16 protein-coding genes, 1 pseudogene and 1 riboswitch are annotated in these 21,087 nt (G+C 36.7%); of the genes and pseudogenes, 5 read left to right on the top strand and 12 right to left on the bottom strand.

Going from position 1 to position 21,087, the window contains the following annotated elements; all coding sequences use genetic code 11:
* Positions 1–57 precede the first annotated feature (57 nt).
* A riboswitch (SAM riboswitch) is annotated at positions 58–167 on the bottom strand.
* Between the two features lie 562 nt (positions 168–729).
* Together V7147_RS04310 and V7147_RS04305 are read left to right on the top strand one after the other, a co-directional pair.
* Positions 730–1,236 carry a DoxX family membrane protein gene (locus V7147_RS04310; RefSeq protein ID WP_335366630.1) on the top strand — a complete coding sequence of 169 codons (507 nt, stop codon included), beginning with the start codon at positions 730–732 and terminating at the stop codon, positions 1,234–1,236.
* Positions 1,237–1,363: 127 nt separating this feature from the next.
* Positions 1,364–2,281, top strand: a complete 918-nt coding sequence (locus V7147_RS04305) for an aldo/keto reductase (RefSeq protein WP_335366629.1) — start codon at positions 1,364–1,366, stop codon at positions 2,279–2,281.
* Positions 2,282–2,836: 555 nt separating this feature from the next.
* Here the strand turns inward: V7147_RS04305 and ftsZ are convergent.
* Positions 2,837–3,787, bottom strand: a pseudogene (gene ftsZ / locus V7147_RS04300) (cell division protein FtsZ); the annotation flags it as partial.
* Between the two features lie 197 nt (positions 3,788–3,984).
* Between ftsZ and V7147_RS04295 the strand changes: the two are divergent.
* Positions 3,985–4,965, top strand: coding sequence for a LysM peptidoglycan-binding domain-containing protein (locus tag V7147_RS04295; protein ID WP_335366628.1), 981 nt, complete (start codon positions 3,985–3,987; stop codon positions 4,963–4,965).
* 60 nt (positions 4,966–5,025) lie between these two features.
* Here the strand turns inward: V7147_RS04295 and V7147_RS04290 are convergent, their stop codons facing one another.
* From V7147_RS04290 to brnQ, 10 genes are all read right to left on the bottom strand, one after another.
* A complete protein-coding gene (locus tag V7147_RS04290) occupies positions 5,026–5,733 on the bottom strand; it encodes a GntR family transcriptional regulator (RefSeq protein ID WP_335366627.1) in 708 nt (235 codons plus the stop codon).
* A gap of 207 nt (positions 5,734–5,940) precedes the next feature.
* The gene (locus V7147_RS04285; RefSeq protein ID WP_335366626.1) at positions 5,941–6,990 is read right to left on the bottom strand and encodes a lactonase family protein; all 1,050 of its coding nucleotides are present in this window, start codon (positions 6,988–6,990) and stop codon (positions 5,941–5,943) included.
* Positions 6,991–7,191: 201 nt separating this feature from the next.
* Positions 7,192–8,628 carry a 6-phospho-beta-glucosidase gene (ascB, locus tag V7147_RS04280; protein ID WP_335366625.1) on the bottom strand — a complete coding sequence of 479 codons (1,437 nt, stop codon included), beginning with the start codon at positions 8,626–8,628 and terminating at the stop codon, positions 7,192–7,194.
* A 29-nt stretch (positions 8,629–8,657) separates the two neighbouring features.
* On the bottom strand, positions 8,658–10,067 hold the full coding sequence (locus V7147_RS04275; protein ID WP_335366624.1) for a glycoside hydrolase family 1 protein: 1,410 nt from the start codon (positions 10,065–10,067) through the stop codon (positions 8,658–8,660).
* A gap of 69 nt (positions 10,068–10,136) precedes the next feature.
* Entirely contained in the window at positions 10,137–12,086 is a 1,950-nt protein-coding gene (locus tag V7147_RS04270) for a beta-glucoside-specific PTS transporter subunit IIABC (protein ID WP_335366623.1), read from the bottom strand.
* 225 nt (positions 12,087–12,311) lie between these two features.
* Positions 12,312–13,172, bottom strand: a complete 861-nt coding sequence (gene licT, locus V7147_RS04265; RefSeq protein ID WP_335366622.1) for a BglG family transcription antiterminator LicT — start codon at positions 13,170–13,172, stop codon at positions 12,312–12,314.
* A gap of 196 nt (positions 13,173–13,368) precedes the next feature.
* Positions 13,369–14,235, bottom strand: a complete 867-nt coding sequence (locus V7147_RS04260) for a Cof-type HAD-IIB family hydrolase (protein ID WP_335366621.1) — start codon at positions 14,233–14,235, stop codon at positions 13,369–13,371.
* A gap of 199 nt (positions 14,236–14,434) precedes the next feature.
* Complete coding sequence (locus V7147_RS04255; protein WP_335366620.1) at positions 14,435–15,298, bottom strand: Cof-type HAD-IIB family hydrolase; 864 nt, start codon at positions 15,296–15,298, stop codon at positions 14,435–14,437.
* A gap of 79 nt (positions 15,299–15,377) precedes the next feature.
* Positions 15,378–16,811 (bottom strand): glycoside hydrolase family 1 protein, encoded by a 1,434-nt coding sequence (locus tag V7147_RS04250; protein ID WP_335366619.1) that lies wholly within the window; start codon positions 16,809–16,811, stop codon positions 15,378–15,380.
* A gap of 298 nt (positions 16,812–17,109) precedes the next feature.
* The gene (brnQ, locus tag V7147_RS04245; RefSeq protein ID WP_335366618.1) at positions 17,110–18,453 is read right to left on the bottom strand and encodes a branched-chain amino acid transport system II carrier protein; all 1,344 of its coding nucleotides are present in this window, start codon (positions 18,451–18,453) and stop codon (positions 17,110–17,112) included.
* Positions 18,454–18,818: 365 nt separating this feature from the next.
* Between brnQ and V7147_RS04240 the strand changes: the two genes are divergently transcribed.
* Positions 18,819–19,316, top strand: a complete 498-nt coding sequence (locus V7147_RS04240) for a hypothetical protein (protein WP_335366617.1) — start codon at positions 18,819–18,821, stop codon at positions 19,314–19,316.
* Between the two features lie 249 nt (positions 19,317–19,565).
* Here V7147_RS04240 and V7147_RS04235 read toward each other — a convergent pair whose 3' ends face one another.
* Positions 19,566–20,231 (bottom strand): phosphatase PAP2 family protein, encoded by a 666-nt coding sequence (locus tag V7147_RS04235; protein ID WP_335366616.1) that lies wholly within the window; start codon positions 20,229–20,231, stop codon positions 19,566–19,568.
* Between the two features lie 135 nt (positions 20,232–20,366).
* On the opposite strand from V7147_RS04235, the gene V7147_RS04230 reads away from it, so the two are divergent.
* Positions 20,367–21,068, top strand: a complete 702-nt coding sequence (locus V7147_RS04230) for a metallophosphoesterase family protein (RefSeq protein WP_335366615.1) — start codon at positions 20,367–20,369, stop codon at positions 21,066–21,068.
* The last annotated feature ends 19 nt before the right edge of the window (positions 21,069–21,087 follow it).

Raw genomic sequence — 21,087 nt, 5'->3', positions numbered from 1 at the left:
CTTCATCATCCAAGCAATAGAAAAAGCCCTCTTCAATAAGAAGAGGGCTTTATCCTCCTCTTATCTTTCAGGTAAAAATACCTGCAGGAATTAGCACCTTTTCAAGAATAATCTTGAAGGTTGCCGGGTTTCGTAGGGCCATGTCCCTCCACCGCTCTGGATAAGAGTCTATATTAAATTAATACGTTCCTGTTTTGCTGTATAAAAGGATTATAGTATGTGAAAAGTCCAAAGTCAAACACTTTTTGAAATATTTTCCCTTATTGGAATTTTCGCTTCGTACTCATTTCTTATTAAAAGCCTTCCAGTCAATGCGGAAGGCCGAGTATCTAATGCAGTTTTGGGATATCGGACATAAATTTGAGTTTATCGGACATTCGGGGGGAGATATCGGACGGAACTTAAATTTTATCGGACAATCCGCCCCTAATATCGGACAAACCCAAATTCAGCAGACCATATTAAAAGAGTTTAGGTTCATCCGGAAGATAGAGTATCCTCCCTATTCCTATGTATGTATTTAGAGCAAAAAAAAGACTATAAAATCATATGTGTCATATTTGTGAAGCCTATTGCATTTATTTGAAATCCGCTGTATATTAAGAGTGTAGAAAGTTAGTGAAAAACTTCACAAACTAACTACAACAAAGCTGGCAGCTAAAAAGCACTCATATTTTTTTACAACAACTTGTGAAGAGTTTCACAAATCAATTATAAGGGGAGATTAGAATGAAAATATTCTTAAAAGGACCTATTATGGCAGTAGTTTGGACAGTATTACGTGTATGGTTAGGTATTCAATGGCTAGAAGCTGGTTTTCATAAAGTAACAGCAGGCGGATTTGATGCAGGTGGATTTATCCAAGGTGCCATCGCAAATGCAGGTGGAGATCACCCAGCAGTACAAGGCTGGTTTGCAGCATTCCTTGAAGGCTTTGCCCTACCAAATATTGAGTTATTCAACGTACTCATCCCTTGGGGAGAATTACTTGTAGGACTTGGCTTAATAGTAGGTTTCGCAACAATTCCAGCATTACTTGCAGGTGCATTCATGAACCTTAACTTCATGCTTGCTGGTACAACAAGCACTAACCCAACGCTTTACACAGTAGCCATTATTCTCTTATTCGCAGGCGCTGCAACTTACTACTACGGTGTAGACAGATTCGCAGTACCTTACCTTACAAAACGAATTAACGAGAAAAAAGCTACAAAAACAGCAGCAAACGTTGCATAACTAAAGTGTTCCCCCTAAGTTAGGGGGAACACTTTTTTTGTGACGTGGCTTTCCATTCATGATTGAAATAGGTAGACTAGAGAGAGGAAACAGTAATAACAGTTCTAAAATTGGAGGTAAATCAACCGTGCGAAAAATAAAACTTGGAACGAGTACATTAGAAGTACCAGTTGTTGGAGTAGGCTGTATGAGGATTAATTCTTTGGAAAAGCCTGAAGCGGAAAAATTTGTGCAAACAGCATTAGAAATCGGTGCCAACTTCTTTGATCACGCCGATATTTACGGTAAAGGTGAATGTGAGGAAATCTTTGCAGATGCAATACATATGAATGATGATGTAAGGGAAAAAATCATTCTTCAATCCAAATGTGGCATTCGAAAAGGAATGTTTGATTTTTCAAAGGAGCATATCCTCAATTCTGTAGATGGGATCTTAAAACGACTCAAAACGGATTATCTTGATGTCTTACTTTTACATCGTCCAGATGCCCTTGTTGAACCTGAAGAGGTAGCAGAAGCATTCGATGTACTAGAGTCTTCCGGGAAAGTTCGTAACTTTGGTGTATCCAATCAAAAACCGATGCAAATTCAATTACTTAAAAAATATGTGAGGCAGCCTATTGTTGCGAATCAACTGCAATTAAGCATCCCAAATGCCCATATGATTGCAAGTGGCGTTACGGGTAATATGCAAATTGACCAGTCCATTAACCGTGATGGAGACGTGCTCGATTTTTGCCGTTTAAATGACATTACGATTCAACCTTGGTCCCCATTCCAATATGGTTATTTTGAAGGTCCTTTTCTTGGCAATGAGAAATGCCCTGAATTAAATCAAAAGATTGACGAAATTGCAGAAAAATATGGCGTATCCAATACGACGATCGCGATTGCATGGCTATTGCGTCATCCGGCCAACATGCAACCAGTTATCGGAACAATGAATGTAGAACGCTTAAAGGACTCTGTAAAAGCAAGTGAAGTTCAATTATCCCGTGAAGATTGGTACAGCATTTTCCAAGCAGCAGGTTATCTCTTACCATAAACCCTCTTAAAGTAAGGGGCTCTGTTTCAAGGTGCAGAACACCAAATAAATATCAAATTAGGCTCTAATTTTTCAACTAAATTAGAGCCTTTGGTTTTTATTGATTTATCAATGATTAGAGTCTATTTAACGTCAATATAGATAACATTTTAGACATTAGATTTTTATAACTAGCAAAAGTAAGATAAACGGAAATTTTCCGACTAGATTCAGAATGGAGTCCGTTTTGGGGTATATAAAGGGAGGTTTTCCGGTTATGCAAAGTAAAACCTTTATTTTCGCATTTTTTGATTCAATAGGCGGAATTTCTCCGTCTAATGAAGCCTTTTTTATCAAAAATTACTTATTAAGCTGAGTTTGTCCGTCTATTTATTAAATCGGATGTTTAATCTGATTCCCTAGCCTGATAAGTGGGGAACCTCTTAATCATCACCTTTTTATCGACCAACGGAAGCCGTTCTCTTTTGGAGTAACCGCAACTATAAAAGCACAAAAAAGCAAGGCGATTCGCATCAGAATTCGCACTTGCTTTGTATTAATTTCTTTCCTTTAATTTTCCGAAAAGCCGGTAGCGATTACGGTCACAATAATTTCGTCCTTTAAATTATCATTAATGACTGATCCAAAGATCATGTTTAAATCTTCATGTGTTGCTGACGATATCACATCGGCTGCTTCCTGAATTTCGAACAGGCTTAAATTTCGTCCACCTGTGATATTTAAAATCACACCACGTGCCCCGCTTATCGATGTTTCAAGCAATGGACTATTAATTGCTTTATGAGCCGCTTCAACTGCACGCCCATCCCCTTTTGCCATTCCTATTCCCATTAATGCGGTTCCCCTGTGGGACATAACTGTTTTTACATCAGCAAAATCAAGATTGATTAAACCAGGCACCGCAATTAAATCGGAAATCCCTTGAACCCCGCGGAGAAGAACATTATCGGCTTCTCGGAACGCTTCAATCATCGGTGTACGCTTATCGACAATCTCCAATAATTTTTCATTTGGAATAATGATTAATGTATCAACTGCTTCCTTCATCGCGTCAATACCGGCATCTGCATTGACAGCTCGTTTACGACCTTCAAATCGGAACGGGCGTGTTACAACACCGATTGTCAAAGAACCCAGCTTCTTTGCGATTCTTGCAATTTCCGGGGCTGCCCCGGTTCCAGTGCCACCACCCATTCCAGCAGTAACAAAGACCATATCCGCTCCCCTTAATGCTTCCTCAATCTCTTTTTCACTCTCTTCAACGGCTTTCATCCCAATTTGCGGATTTGCACCTGCCCCAAGACCGCGTGTTAAAGATGCACCAATTTGAATGGTGATCTCTGCTTTAGATTGATTAAGGGCTTGTCCATCCGTATTTACTGCAATGAACTCAACACCATCTACCCCTGCTTCAATCATTCGATTAACAGCATTATTTCCACCGCCACCAACACCTATTACTTTTATTCTTGCAAATTGATCTATGTATGGTTCAAACTCAAACATGACTTTTCCTCCTTACCGCCCATTGCCAACTTCCTAAAAGAAGTCGGATTAATACTATATACTTCGTAGTACTACTTCGCTTTTTGTCATACATTTCCTTTAAAAAATGAAAGGAACCTACTCACAAGTACCTAAATCGCATAATATTACGTTTGTTTTACAAACTAATACTAACATTTCAGGAAAGGAATCAAGTCATGAAAATTTGGTTTACGTTGTTAATCGGAGTCTTTATATTATTTTCACCTATTAAAACAAACGCAAATAGCCATGAAAATATCTATGTCATTCAAGCAGGTGATACATTACCTGGGATTGCTAAAAGATTTGACATCTCGATTGATGATTTAAAAATCACCAATGGGCTTCAATCGGATTTAGTCATTGTTGGGCAAAAGCTTTGGGTTCCTTTTTCCTATGAGGTAGCATCTGGTGACACATTAAAGGGGATTGCAGCTCAGTTTCATTCATCCCCTAATCAAATCAAAACGTCCAATGGGCTTTCATCCGAGCAGGTTGTCCCCGGGCAAGTCCTTAAAATTGTCCCGAAAAAGATGAACATGCAAGGGGAACATATATTAATGACGAAAGAGGAGTTTAAGAATTGGCTCATGAATCAGAAGATTAAACGGAAAGTAAGCCTCATCCAACAGCATCATACTTGGGTGCCAGACTATAGTCGATTTAATCACGCCAACCATTTCAATTTATTAACTGGAATGGAAAATTACCATAAAAATACGATGGGTTGGAAGCATATCGCCCAAAACATTACGACTTTTCCGGATGGGAAGGTTGCTGTCTCAAGACCGCTTTACATTGCCCCTGAAGGCACCATTGGCAGGAAGGCCAACTCTGTTGGAATTGCCATTGAACACGTAGGAAATTTCGATATCGGACATGATGTTATGACAAAAGAGCAACACGACACAATCATTTATATCAACGCTGTCCTTAGCCTTAAGTTTGGTTTAACCCCCTCGATTGACAGCATTACATATCATCATTGGTGGGATCTACGAAATGGAGAAAGAGTGCTTGATAAAGGACCTGATTATAATGTGAAGACCTGTCCGGGAACAGGATTTTTCGGAGGAAACTCCACAACAAGCGCCGAGAAGTACTTCTACCCGCTCATCACAAAGAAAATGGAAGAACTTCGAAAGGACATATACTAAAGCAAACCCACTCCCCCTTAAAGGAGAGTGGGTTTCGTTACGTATTTGATGCACGACTGATTAAATATAAATACTTTCTTTTTTAAAATAATTCGGTTGTTCTTTCTTAAATTCATATAAATGAGCGATGCCTTTTGATATATGCTCATTAACAACTTCCTCTGCTGTTACAACATCTTTATTTTTTAAGGCATTAAATATCGCTCTATGTTCATCCAAAACAGACACCCATTCTTGGGATTTCGTAGTGATTAAACGTAGCATCCTCACACGTTTATACTGTCCATTCATTTGATCAATCCCTTGCCAAATGCGGTCCATCCCTAACCCTTTATAAATAATCTCATGAAATTCATCATCATACGCTAAAAAGTCCTTATGATTTTCTTCTCTCAAAGCAATTTCTTGCATCGTTAAACTTTTTTCTAATTTATATAATGTATCAGAAGAAAGCTTTTCCGTCGCCTCACGGATAACTGCAAGCTCGACTGCTTTCCTCATAAATCTCGATTCCTCAATATGAGACTGATCAATTAAGGACACAAATGTCCCTATTTGTGGTTTTATTTCAATTAAATCTTCCTTTGCAAGCTGCATCAGGGCTTCTCTAATCGGTGTTCGGCTAACATTAAGCTGGGCTCCAATTTCACTTTCCGAAATAGGCATGCCTGGCTTTAATGATAAATCTATGATTTTTTCATATAAATATGAGTAGACAAATTCCCTTCTCGTTCCCCTATCATTTCGGCTAACTTGACTATACTTCATTGCAAAATCTCCCTTTGAATGAATCCCGCTAATTCTTGTTGATTTTAAAATTATCAATCTAGTATATTCATTTTACACTAAAACGCTTACATAATATAGACCCTCTTTCCAAAAAGTTGTCATTTTTTTGCATTATTTTGTCTAGCTTGTAGTATTTATTGTCAAATTAAAAAAGACGACATGTAACTGTCGCCTTATCAAGTAAAATTAAGCATGTAAAAATTTCACGCATACCGGAAATGGTACGGTTATATCTGAATCAAGTAAAGATAATTTTCCTGTTTGTTCATCTCTTGCATATAAAACGAGGTTGCTTGATTCTTGATTGGAACCGACGATAAATTTTTCTGTTGGATCAAAAACAAAATCACGTGGCCAATCTCCTGCGGATGAAACCATTTCTACCAAAGTTAACTCGCCTGTTGCTTCATTCACTTGATAGACAGCGATGCTATTATGCCCGCGGTTTCCAGCATATACAAATTTCCCGTCTTTCGAAATATGAATGGCACTACCCTGACTGTTTTCAGTAAAATCAGCAGGAATCGTTGATATAGTTTGAATTTCCGTAAAGCTACCATTGCCGCTATCATAGGTTAGTGCAATAACCTCATTGCTGATCTCTGTCATCAGGTATGCATGTTTACCATTTGGATGGAAGGCAATATGTCTTGGTCCACTTCCTGGTCGAACAGATAGACTATTTACCTCTTTTAAAGCACCATCCTTCACCTCATAGGTAATCAGCTTATCAATTCCTAAATCAACTGCAACCACATATTTTTCATCCGGAGTAAATCCTGTAAAGTGGGTATGAGGTTTTTCCTGTCTCTCATGCGGCCCTGTACCTTCATGGGCAGCCACAGATAAAGAAGATTCAATGCTTCCACTTTCACTGTTAGCTGAATACAGCTCAATTGTACCTTTATGATAGTTTGCCGTAACAATTTGAGAATTCACTTTGTTCACGCTGACATGACAAGGTGATGCTCCTTTTGAAACGTTGTTATTTACTGGCTTTAACTCACCTGTTTGACTGTCAATAAAGTAAGCTGCAACACCACCGGATTCTCCTTCTTTAACGACAGAGTAAAGAAAATGATTGTCCTGACTAACTGTAACGTATGTAGGATTTTCTAATTCTGCTGCAAGCATTACATCCTGTATTTTTTGCTCATCTGTATCTAATGTAAAAGTATAAATCCCTTTGCTATCACCTTTTGTATAGGTACCAACATATCCTATAAATTTGCTCATTTGGTATACCCCTTTCGTTATTTCTTTTATTTTATCGCTTCAAGTCGTGAACAATTCTTATTATAATCACTTTATCATTTTACATTATTGAAATGAAGAATATTGCTTTCCTCTATTATGAGTAAAAGACCTAAACAAATAGGTAGCTTGCCTATTACAAGATACTCTACTTATTTAGGTCTTACCTAATTAATCGAAATATTATAACTCTGCCCCATTCGATTCGATTACCTGCTTGTACCAGTCAAAGCTTTTCTTTTTGATTCTTTTTAGGGTACCATTTCCAGCATTATTGCGATCAACGTAGATATAGCCATAACGCTTTTTCATTTCGCCAGATGAAGCACTTACGATGTCAATTGGTCCCCAGCTCGTATAGCCAAGAATCTCAACACCATCCTCAATTGCTTCCCCCATTTGAGCGATGTGCTTGCTTAGATAATCAATTCGGTAATCATCATTGATTTCCCCATTTGCAGTAACCTCATCAACAGCTCCAAGGCCATTTTCTACTACAAACAAAGGCTTCTGATAGCGATCATACAGCTGATTTGCAGTTATACGGAAGCCTTTCGGATCAATTGTCCAGCCCCAATCTGATTTTGAAACATATGGGTTGGAAACAGAACCAAAAACATTTCCGCTTGTCATATTTTTTAATACTTCCGGGTCTACACTCGTTGCTCTACTTGAGTAATAACTGAACCCAATGTAGTCAACTGTGTACTTTTTCAACAGCTCCTCATCCCCAGATTCCATCTCGATGTTTAGATCATGATCTTTGAAAAAGCGCTTTGCGTATCCCGGATATTCACCGCGAGATTGAACATCAATAAAGAAGAAATTTTCACGATCCTTATCCATTGCCGCTTTCACATCATCTGGATTACATGAATAAGGATAAACCATTGCTGCTGCAAGCATACAACCAATCATTGAACCAGGAATAATTTCATGACACGCTTTTACAGCCAATGCACTTGCTACTAACTGATGATGTGCAGCTTGATATTTAATTTGCTCCTGATTATCTCCTTCTTTAAACACCAGTCCAGCCCCAACAAAAGGTAGATGTAGAAGCATATTAATTTCATTAAATGTCATCCAATATTTCACTTTGTCTTTGTATCTTTTAAAAACAGTAATCGAATATTTTTCAAAAAAGTCTACAAGTTTTCGGTTTTTCCAGCTTCCATATTTCTCAACTAAATGAACTGGCACATCAAAATGGGCAAGCGTAACGACCGGCTCAATCTCATATTTTAACAACTCATCGAATAAATCATCGTAAAACTTGAGTCCAGCTTCGTTTGGTGTTTCTTCATCTCCATTAGGGAAAATTCTTGCCCAAGAAATGGATACGCGCAGTGCTTTAAAACCCATTTCGGCAAATAGAGCAATATCTTCCTTATAGTGGTGATAAAAATCAATTGCCTCATGTGACGGATAAAATTCGCCTTCAAGTGGAGTAAACGAAGATAGATTTCCTACCATTGTTGGTCGTCTTTTTTCTCCGTGAGGTAATAAGTCAACCGTTGTTAATCCTTTTCCGTCTTCTAGATAGGCTCCCTCTGCTTGGTTTGCAGCAATCGCTCCTCCCCATAGAAAACCTTCAGGAAATTTACTTGTTTGAGTCATTTTTATATCCACCTTTCACTTAGTGTTATTTATAAATTTTCTCCATTGGATTGAATCAGATCTTTATACCAGAAAAAGCTTTGTTTTCGAATACGACGTAAGTCCTTCAAATCATCATCATATCTATTTACATAAATAAAGCCATAACGCTTCATAATCCCTTGGTGTGTGCTCACTAAGTCTATCGCAGACCAAGGGCAATAACCAAAAACATCTACACCATCTGTAATCGCCAACTGGATCTGTTCAATATGTTTTCGTAAGTACTCAATTCGATATGGGTCATTGACGATATCCCCCTCTTCTAGCTTATCGTAAGCACCTAATCCATTTTCGGTAATGATGAGTGGCAAATGATAACGGCTATAAATTTCGCGTAGAGTTGAACGGAAACCTACAGGATCAATTTCCCATCCAAATTCTGTTTTTTCTAGATTCGAATTGGAAGCTCCCTTATAAACACCCGGTTCTCCAACCACAAGTTCTTGGTCTCCTGTATGTCCGAATGCATTTTCATTACCCTTACTTTCAGCAACCGTCTTAGACGTGTAATAGTTAAATGCAATGAAGTCTGGTTTAGCAGCTTGAAGGATTTCCATATCACCTTCTAAAATAGTTGGAGTATATCCTTTTTCCTCCATAAAACTCCATGCGATATTGTTATATCTTCCAAATACCGCCATATCAAGATACAACCAGTTTCGAACAGCATTAAAGTTCTGTGCAGCTAGAACATCTCCTGGCTTTGAAGTTGCTGGATAAATGTATGAGATATTAGGAGCAGGACCAATTTTTGCGTTTGGAAGCATTTTATGACAGAGAACCATCGCTTTTGCTTGCGCAAGAAGCATATGATGGTTTTGTTGATATAATTCTTTTTGGGGATCTTCTAAATTTGGATCGAGTGTACCAAGTGCTGATCCATGTAAAATCATCATGTTTTGTTCATTTATGGTTAACCAGTATTTTACGCGATCACCATAGTGTTCAAATAAAATTTCCGCATATCTTTCAAATACATCAACTACTTCGCGTCTAGACCAACCACCTTTTTCTTGTAGGGCATTAGGTAAATCAAAATGATACATTGTAACAATGGGTTCAATTCCATTTGCTATTAATTCATCAATTAAGTTACTGTAAAATTCTATGCCTTTTTGGTTTACTTCTCCCGTACCATTTGGAATAATACGAGTCCAAGCGACTGAAAAACGATATGCCTTAAAGCCCATTTCAGCAAATAGTTTTACATCCTCTTTATAATGATGATAATGGTCACTTGCGACTTTATAATCTGTTGTACCCTCAGGAATTCTTTTTACATCAATAACAGATGGACCCTTTCCATCTTCATTCCAAGCACCTTCAGTCTGGTATGCTGAAGTTGAGGCACCCCAGAAAAAGTCTTTGGGGAATGGTTTTAGTGTCTTATGTTCCACGGTAATTCCTCCAAGAGTATGTAGTAAAAGAAGGAAAGCCAAATTCTTTCCTTCTTCTTTTAAAATGTCTTATGCCTTTTTCTCTAATTCCATTAATACATCGCCAACTTGCATTTGTTGGTCCGTATGAATCTTCATTTCAAACTGTTGGAAGTTGGTAACCACAACAGGTGTTGCTACAATATAGCCTGCTTCTTTAATTTTCTCAGGTTCAAATTCAATTAGATGTTGTCCCTTTTCAACACGGTCACCTTGAGCAACTTTTGCAGAGAAATATTTCCCCTCAAGTTGTACCGTATCCATGCCAATATGAATTAAAATCTCTGCTCCACTATCACTTGTAATGCCAATTGCGTGGTTTGTTGGGAACAGTGCAGTTACCGTACCTGAAACAGGAGCAAATAATTTTCCTTCTGAAGGGTCGATAGCAACACCCTGTCCAAGTGCTCCTGATGCGAAAGCAGCATCTTCAATTTCTGATAAAGCCATTACTTTACCGTTAAAAGGACTAAATACTGTTTCATTTTTTGTATCTTGAATAGGTGCTACTGGCTTTGCTTCAGATGTTGCAGCAGCTTCCTTATGACTTGTTGTTTCATTTGCAGTTGATACTTTTTTATTTACTCCACCGAAAAATACCGTTAGGACAAAACCTAAAACAAATGCTACTACTAACGAAAGAATCATTCCCCAAAAGCCTGCATCAATCCCATGTTCAGGATGGATGAAAGTAGGAATTTTAAATATTCCAAGTGGACCAGCTGAATAAAGCGCTGAACCTGATACTGCAATGACCGCTCCACCAACACCAGCAGCAATACAGCTCATGATAAATGGTCTTTTAAGTGGTAATGTAACCCCATAAATAGCTGGTTCTGTTACTCCAAAAATACCTGAAATAAATGCTGGAATACTTAATGATTTTAATTTTTGATTTTTTGTTAATACTAGTACCCCTAATACTGCACCAATTTGAGCAAAAGAAGCCGGAATTGTCATTGTGATAAATGTATCGAAACCATTTACAGCTAAGTTATTGTAATAGATTGGAATTAATCCCCAATGGACTCCAAAGATAACAAACACTTGCCAGAATCCACCTAAAACTAAACCTGCAACAAGAGGAGCTGCTTCATAAATAAATGTTGCACCTTGACCAATTGAATTTGCAATCCAAGTTGCTACTGGACCAATAATTAAAAATGTTAAAGGTACGATAACGATTAATGTAAGGAACGGAACTCCGAATGATTTCACAACCGTTGGAACAACTTTCGCGAATGCTTTCTCAAGTTTCGAAGCAAAATAGGTTGCTAAAATAATTGGAATAACGGAAGATGTGTAGCTCATTAAAATTACAGGTATACCTAAGAATGCAATTTGTACTGGCGATTCAAACATCGTTCCAGTAAATAGTGTCATGATTGCTTCGCCGGCTTTAATTCCTGGAAGACTTGGATGAACTAACGCTGCCGCAATTGCCATTCCAAGGAAAGGCGTTCCACCAAATTTTTTCATTGCAGTATAACCTAAGAAAATTGGTAAGAATACGAAGAATCCATCTCCGATTGCATTTAACAACAGATATGTGCCATCAGTATTTTCTAACCAACCTAACGCAAGGAATAAAGAATTAAAACCTTTGATAATTCCTGTAGCCGCTAGTAAACTTAGAACAGGTTGGAAGATACTTGAGATAATATCAATAAAACGATTGAACAAGTTTTGCTTTTCTCCATTACCTTCATCTGCATCCACTGGTTGTCCTGATTCAAATCCACCAGCCTGAACAACATCCTTATATACATCAGGTACATGGTTTCCGATAACTACTTGATATTGACCGCCACTTTTCATGACTGTGACAACGCCATCCATGTTTTTTAATACTTCTGTATTCGCTTTACCCTCATCTTTAAGTTTAAAGCGTAAACGAGTAACACAGTGAACAACACTATTCACATTTTCCTTTCCACCGACATTTTCAATAATGTCTTTGGCTAACTGTTCATACTTCATATGTTTGGCCCCTGCTTTCTAGTAAAATTTTTACAATTTTTTACAAATAAAAAACCTGAACTAAAGTTAAACACACATTTTAAGCGTGTTCAAAGTCAGTTCAGGTTATGCCCTATTAAGGTAACATTCCATCGATCGATATGAAATTTACAATTTTAATATAGCAAGTTGTTTTCATTCTGTCAACGCTTTCTTTGACAATTTACTTCTTTTTTCGACAAAATCCTATTTTACCTTTTGGTTAAGTAAATGACGATTGGTGACCCGATGAATGTGTACAGTCAAATAAATTTCCTCTTCCTTAGAAATTTCCCAACCTAACTCATTCTTTAAATAGGTTGCAACTTTTTGCGTACACATGTAAGCTTCAGAGTATTTGAGCTTAATCTGTCCATGGAAAAAATCATCAATGGAATCGAATGAGGTTTCATTACGCATGTACCTCATTCCAAAGAAACGTAGATGTGTTAAAAACCGTTCATAGTTCAAAGAGGTTTCATCAAGTTCCATCTTAAAATGGTATTTAACAATGTTTAAAATATCATTCACCATCTTTGTAATTTGAACTGTTGACGCCATATCATCCCCTGAGAGCTGACCGTTCACCAAATGCAAAGCAATTGATGCCGCTTCATTTTCATCAAGCCTTATCCCTGTTTCTTGTTCAATGATGTCCAGTGCTTTTAAAGCAACCTGAAACTCTTTTTTATAATATTTTCGTATCTCCCATAATAGGGCATTCTTGAATTGAATTCCTTGCTTGTGTCGACTGATTGCAAAGCTTAGGTGATCTGTTAAGGCCACATATAAAAAATCATCCAATTTATTCGGCAACTGGGTTTTTGCGTATTCTAATACTTTAGAGGATATACTTAAATAAAACTCTGATGTATCTTCAAGCAATTTGGCAAGCTTTTCGACTATATCATGATTTTGTAACACAAAGGTTTTCTCAATTTTAGACACATCTATTTCATCACCAGATTTTCGTTGAAAGGCTAAGCCCTTCCCCATGGCAACAATCTCTTGATCATGCTCATTTCTACACATAACAACATTGTTATTTAATACCTTCTCGATTTTCATGAATCCACCTCGCCCCAAAATCACAAAGTCCAATAAAAAAACCTATATTTGTACATAAGAATACCATTATTGATATTCTATCACAAACATAGGTTTTGCCTGCCGAACAGTAACAATCCTTTTATTCTATTGCAAACGTTACCTTTTTTATATCAAATATGATTTGGCTTGTCAATGATATTACTTTGGCACATCCTTATTGATAATACTCCTTTAGCATCTCTTCGATTGCGTAAGCTACCCCATCTTCCTCGTTTGTTTTCGTCTTGAATTTACATAGATTCAAAATTTCTTCGTTGGCATTCCCCATGGCAACACCGCGTCCAGCCATTTCGAGCATACTTTTATCGTTTAAGTTATCTCCCAATGACATGACATCCTTCATATTAATCCCCATGCTGTTTGCCAATTCCTTGAGTGCTAAGCCTTTTTTAGCCTCTGGGTGGTTAAATTCAAGATTTAAATATCCTGATGACGTAATCACCGTTCCAGTCTCATCCTTAAGCTCATTTAACACTTGCGTATGGCTTTCCTCATCCTCCGCAAAGCTTAACAACTTATAAATTTTAAGATCGTTTATGGCTTCCAACTGTTCATAATCCTCAACAAACTGAACACTTTCATCCTGAAAACGCTGCTCGATTCGTTGATTAATTTCTTCATCTGTAAAATCAGGAAAAGTTGTTTTCAACCACTTAGTCATTCTTTCTATAAACTTGTCTCTTCCAAATGAGAATAAGCCTTTGTTCGTAAAAAATTCAGTATACATCTTACCATTATGGCATGCAGTATACACCTTCTTGCTAACAGACAAATCCATTGGAATATCTCGTAAAACATTTCCATCCATATCAAATGAACTAGCACCGTTTAAGGTAATAACGGGACAAGTAATCCCTACTTCCTTAAGCGGCGTATGTGCAGCATCATAGGACCTTCCTGTTACAACCACAAATTTTATCCCTTTATCTATTGCTTTTTGAATGGCACGTACATTTGCCTCGCTCACCTTACTATTATCATTTAACAGAGTTCCATCCAAATCAGAAGCAATCAGTTTCATATCCAAAATCCCCTTTCCCACATAAAAATAAAAAACCTAAATAAACCGTCTCCCAAATAAGAAACACTTTACTTAGGTTTTGCCTGCTTTACCAGTAACAATCCTACCTTCTATTATAACAAGTTATAGGATTATTACAAAAGGGAGGACCTTGAATTCGAGCTACATGCTATGTAAAGCAGGTGATCCTATCTTGCCTTTATGTTGTTTGTTTTTCTAAAACGTATTTTTCGATTGCGTAAGCAACGCCATTTTCATCATTTGTTAAGGTAACTAAATCCGCATATTTTTTAACTTCTTCTTCTGCATTCCCCATAGCAATTGAAAGGCCTGCTATATTTAACATAGCAATATCATTCGCATCATCTCCAATTGCAATCGTATCTTCTAAGGGGATGTTATAGTATTCTGCCATTCGTTTTAATGCACTTCCTTTATGCGCATCGACATGCATGATATCAACGTTCAGAGTAGCAGAAGCGATATTTATACCTTCAATTGAATTAAGAAAGCTTTCTATTCTTTTTTTCTGTATAGGATCGAAGGTTAAAATCAGAAATTTTTGTATAGTAATCGATTCATCATCTATTATTTCTTCCGTTTTATCGTAAATAGGGTGACCATAGATATGAGGAGGAGTCGTAAATATTTTAAAGTTTTTATGACTATAGTTTTCCTCTGGCACTAAACCCGAAGAAAGTACTTTACGCAAACGTTCTTCCCAGTTTTTTGGTGCAAAGACTCCTTTATTAGTAGACATATTGAAAGGTATAAACTCTTTATCTAGTTCCATGATTATTTTCCGATGTTGCTCAGGTGTTAAAGTAATCATACTTATTAAGTCATCGTCCACGTATAGTGAAGCTCCATTATTGGCACCAACTATACAATTAAGACCATGTTTTTTCAGTTCAAAGGTGATTGAGTGTGCAGCACGTCCAGATAGTGCCATCACAATATGCCCTTGTTCTTGTGCTTTCTTAATTGTTTTTACAGTTTCTTCACTAATTTCCTTTTTTGAATTTAAAGTTGTTCCATCCAAATCTAAAGCTATTAATTTCATGTCTTATGCCACCTTAGTCTTTAGCTTTCCCCACTTTTCAATGAAAAGTGGGGAGCTATTGGATTTCTATACGTATTATTTATAATTCTTCACCATTTGTTTTAATCACATTTTGATACCAGTAAAAAGACTTTTTCTTTTTACGCTCTAATGCTCCAGTTCCATCATCATGTTTATCTACATAAATAAAGCCATATCTTTTTGCCATTTCCCCTGTTCCAGCACTAACAAGATCTATACAACCCCAAGAAGTGTACCCAATCATTTCAACGCCATCTTCAATAGCATCAGCCATTGCATTAATATGTTCTTTTAGATACTCAATCCGATAATCGTCATTAATCGAACCATTTTCTTCGATTTTATCATGAGCACCTAATCCATTTTCTACAATAAATAAAGGGACTTCATAACGGTCATATAATTCATTTAAAGAAATACGAAGACCAGTAGGGTCAATTTCCCATCCCCAATCACTTGCTTTAAGGAATGGATTTCTAGCACCACCAATCATATTTCCTTCACCTTTATCCGGATTATCCAATTTGTCAGTACGAGACATATAATAGCTAAGAGAAATAAAATCTACTTTTCCTTCTTCTAGTAGTTCTAAATCTCCATCTTGTATATCAAGTTCAATATTATGTTCTTTGAAGTATCTATTAATAAATCTAGGATATTTACCTTTTACTTGAACATCTCCACAGAAATAATTAAAGAAACGTTTTTCTTCTAAAGCAAACATCACATTTTCGGGATTACAGTCGTAAGCATATACTGGTGCATAAAGAATCATACAACCAATTTGAGAACCTGGAATAATTTCGTGACCTAGTTTGACCGCTAAGGCACTAGCTAGGAATTGATGGTGAAATGCTTGGAATGTTGGTTGGTATTTATCTTCTTCTGTTTTTCGAATAAATCCAAGTCCATAAAGAGGGATTCTTAATCCACTATTTATTTCATTGAATGTTAACCAATATTTAACTTTATTCTTATAGCGGTTAAAAACAGTTCTTGCATATCTTTCAAAGAAAGTTACAACTTCACGACTTCTCCAACCACCATATTCTTTAATTAAATGGAGAGGCATTTCATAATGAGAAAGAGTTACTACCGGTTCAATTCCATATTTGTGTAATTCATCAAATACTTTTTCATAAAAAGCCAATCCCTCTTCATTTGGTTCTAATTCATCACCATTTGGAAATATTCTAGACCAAGCAATAGACATACGATATGCTTTGAATCCCATTTCTGCAAATAAAGCAATATCTTCTTTATAACGATGGTAATGGTCGATCGCATCATGATTCGGATAATGGTATTTCTCTTTGTTAATAGTAAAGTCAAAATTAGGGTCTAATCTGACAGAACCTCTTACTTTACCTCCTGGTAAGACATCGGCAATGTTCAAACCTTTATTACCTTCACTAAAGCCACCTTCTAACTGATTAGCTGCAGTAGCACCGCCCCATAAAAAACCTTTTGGAAATTTACTATTGTTTTGCATTATATTTATCCTCCATATAATAATTTTGGTTATATTGCTAGTAAAAACAAATAAAGACAGACAATACCATGTTACATAAATTAAATACATGTGTATTTTAATAAATGTAAATTAGGTTTTGCCTGCCTCTGCAGTAACAATCCATTATATAAAATATGTTTTTTACTACTCACCTAAACTATATTTCCTTTTTAAGAGAATGTCAAAAGTTTCATATTATATGATTTTGGATGTAAATCTAAGCAATGAGTAAAAAATCACAACGAGCAAGTAATAACTGCCCATTGTGACTTCTTGGTTATTCTTCAATTGGCTCTGGATTTAGAGCACCATTTTTAATGATACTAATTAAATATCCGATTACCCCGCCGATAATCGCTGGAATGATCCACCCTAATCCTACGGAATAAAGAGGAAGAACTGCTGTAAATAGTTCATTGATAGCAGCAATTTTTACACCAGCTGCGTTCAATCCATCATTAATACTTAGGATGAATGTAGCTAAAATACTAACTTGGTACACTTCCTTACGTCCCTTGAATAGAGGGTGTAAGAATGTTAATACCATTAAACACATTGCCAATGGATAAAGCAAAACAAGTACTGGAATTGAAAAGTTAATAATTGTACTTAAACCAAAGTTTGAGATAACTGCACTAAATAATGTAAAGATAACTGCCCATCGCTTATAAGAAAGAGCAGGAACTAATTTTGAGAAATATGCTGCACAAGATGTGATAAGTCCGATACTTGTTGTTAAACATGCTGCAATAACGATAACAGCAAGAATTAATTTACCATACCAACCAAAGAAGTGCTGAGAAGCAGAAGCTAAAACCGCTCCACCATTTTCCATAATGCCAAATCCTTCCACACTTGTAGCTCCTAAGTATGCAAGTGAAGAGTAGATGGCAGCTAATAATACACCGGCAACTAATGCAACCTTACCTGTTGAAACCATGATTTCTTTTTTAGTACGTGCACCGCGTTCTTTCATGATATTAATGATGATAATTCCAAACACGAACGCTGCAAGTGCATCCATTGTGTTATAGCCTTCCTGGAAGCCTTTAAAGAAACTATTTGTTGCATATGTTTCTGTAGGGTCTTGGATTGCACCAATTGGATTAACAAATGCCGCAATAATAAGGACCGCAATGACTACTAATAAAATCGGTGTTAGTACTTTTCCGACAATATCAACAATCTTACTAGATTTTAGTGAAAAGTATAATGTTAAACCGAAAAAGATGATTGTAAAAATAATTAATGGTAGATGGCTTGCTTGATTCTCAATAAAGGGTGCGATCCCAATCTCATACGCTACCGTGTTTGTTCTTGGAATTGCAAATAAAGGACCAATTGTTAAATAAAGGGCAACGGTAAAGAAAACTCCATATAATGGATTAACTCTGCCTGCTAGTGATTCCAAATCACTTTTACCTGAGAAAGCTAACGCCATGATACCAAGAACAGGTAAACCTACTCCTGTAATAAGCATACCGAAATTCGCTGAAAAAACATTACTTCCTGCTAATTGACCTATTTGAACTGGGAATATTAAATTTCCCGCTCCAAAGAATAATGCAAATAGCATAAATCCTACTGCTATGGTGTAGCTAAATGAACCTCTAGATGACATATCTATTCCTCCTAAAACACCCTAGATAACCTTTAAATAGTAGTTTTCCCGATAGCATATCTAGAGCATAAAAATTATACTGATAAACCCACTTGCTTACAAATCTCAATTTGATAGTCATTAATATATCACGAAAAATACCCAAAATCAACACTTTTCAGAAAATAAAATTATATCAAAATATTATTTATAATTATTGTAAGCATTGGAATTTAGTTCCATCGAACTAATTTAACGGAACCGTAGGGACGGTTCTTGTGGTCCCAATTGCCCACCTAGTGCCTGTCCAGGACCTTGTTTTTCGTATAAGAACCTTTCTCTTAGAACACATTAAGAAAAACTTGGTTCTGAAAGGACTGTTTTACATGTTAAAAAACGGCATTAGGATTTTTATTGTTCTATGTTCGGTGGTTGCAGCAGTGTTACTTCCAAAGAAATCTTACATAAAATACTTACCTGTTGCCTTGTTTTCTTCTAGCATTATAATGTTTGAGATTTTCTACTTTACTGTACATAAGCTCTGGAAGGTAAAGGGCAGCGTTGGTGCCATGGTGTGTGACGTTTGTATATTAATATTGGGACCCTATCTTTTTGCAACTTATTGGGTGTTTAATTTATCAAAGGGGAAGTTTCTCCCATACACGATCATAAACCTTGTGGCAGATTGGATTTATGCATATCCGGTCGTTTCATTACTTAGAAAGCTACAATTTTTCAAATTAAAAATTAGTTCTGCCAAGTTTTTTATGTTGATTTTTTCAGACGCTCTGATGAATTTTATCTTCCACAAGTTTTATGAGAAATTCATCCTTCCAAAACAATCATCAAATTTCCAGGAGTTCGATGAGGCTGACTTAATTTGAAATAATAATAACATCAAAAAAAGAGACCTTTTAATTCACCACCGAATTAAAAGGTCTCTTTTAAAGAATACTTTTAAAAAGTTACTCGTTAATGTATTACCTCACTACAGTATTGGCCCCACCTTCGCCAAATACCATGATGACCACACATGTCATCCACCTGACTTTATTATAATTGATAGCGCTTTCATATTCAATTAAAACATTTCCCCAAGATTCGACACATGTAATTGTGCCGCTTGGGGTAACTTATCCAGTTCCCAGCCTTGCATACCTAACCGCTCGTCTTTCCTTGAACCATTGAAAGGTCCAAATTGAAAATCCTAGCCACACGGCGCTTGCGAAATAGCCTCCGATTACATCGGTTGGGTAATGAACACCCAGATAAATCCGACTCATCCCTATACCGAAAATCATAAGTCCGCTAAACGTAAGAAGTGCTATTCTCCCCCACTTTACTGAAATATGACGCCACAACAAGAACGTGATAATCCCATAAAACGTTAAAGCACTCATCGCATGTCCACTCGGAAAGCTATAGCCTGAAATTTCAACTAATCGGTGAAAATCTGGTCTTACTCGTTTAAACAATTCCTTCAATAAAATGTTCAAAAGCGGTGACCCCACCATTACTCCCACAAACAAAATGAGCTCATAGCGATGCTTTAATGCTTTATATAGGAAAAACAGAATTAAAATGGATAAAACAATGATAACTGGTGCTGATCCAATAAACGAAAGGAACTTCATCAGAAAGGTTAGCCAGACCGACTCCATCCCCTGTATCAGCGATATGACACGGCTGTCAAATCGAATAATATCATGACCGTGAACATAATAGGCCAGTACACCAAAGACGATTAGCGAAAAGAGACAAAGGATAAATGCAACTGATAACTGACTTTTTAATTTCATTGACGACACAACTTTCCTTTTAATACTTCTAGTATTTTTTAAATCAATAAAGATTATACAAAATGGGGGATTCCTTAACTAAATGTAGGATGTGTTAAAATAGAAGTACCTATAATGAAAAAGGTTGTGTGATGTGTGAAGCGAATGCTTGCGATTAGTGATATTCATGGAGATTTAGATAAATTCGAGCAACTATTGGAGCTTGTACAATATGATTATAAGCAAGATCAGCTTTTTTTGTTAGGAGACTACGTTGATCGTGGACCACAATCAAGGGCCGTTTTAGATAAAGTGATTCAATTACGAAATGACGGTGCGATTGCGTTAATTGGCAATCACGAAAAATTGATGATGGAGGCCTTTCGTGCTGATTCGATGAGCGTCAAAAGATGGTTTTACAATGGCGGAATTAAAACGCTCCAAAACTATGGCTACCACATTGAAAAAGATGATGCCAAGTATTGGTACACAACAGAAGAAATGCCAAACCTTCTTGAAATGAATGAAGAAATCCGACCTCATTTAGACATTTTAAAAGAATTTCCTTATTACTATGAAACAGATACACATATTTTTGTTCATGCAGGTGTTCATCCGGAAACACCATTAGAATCAACAGACCCCCATCTATTCGTCTGGATTCGAGAGGAATTTCACAATGGATATACCGGAGAAAAAACGGTCATATTCGGCCATACACCTACAAAATACTTACATAAAAGCAACGACATGTATTTCGGTAAAAATAACATTATCGGCATTGATGGCGGCTGTGCATATGGCGGAAGACTTTATTGCTATGATGCTACCCATTCAAAAATATATTATGTGGAATAAACACGTGGGGCGGTTCAAG

It is taken from the genome of Bacillus sp. JJ1521, assembly GCF_036965165.1.
In the GTDB taxonomy this organism is placed as follows: domain Bacteria; phylum Bacillota; class Bacilli; order Bacillales; family Bacillaceae_L; genus Ferdinandcohnia.
This window is presented reverse-complemented; position numbering and strand designations above follow the sequence as displayed.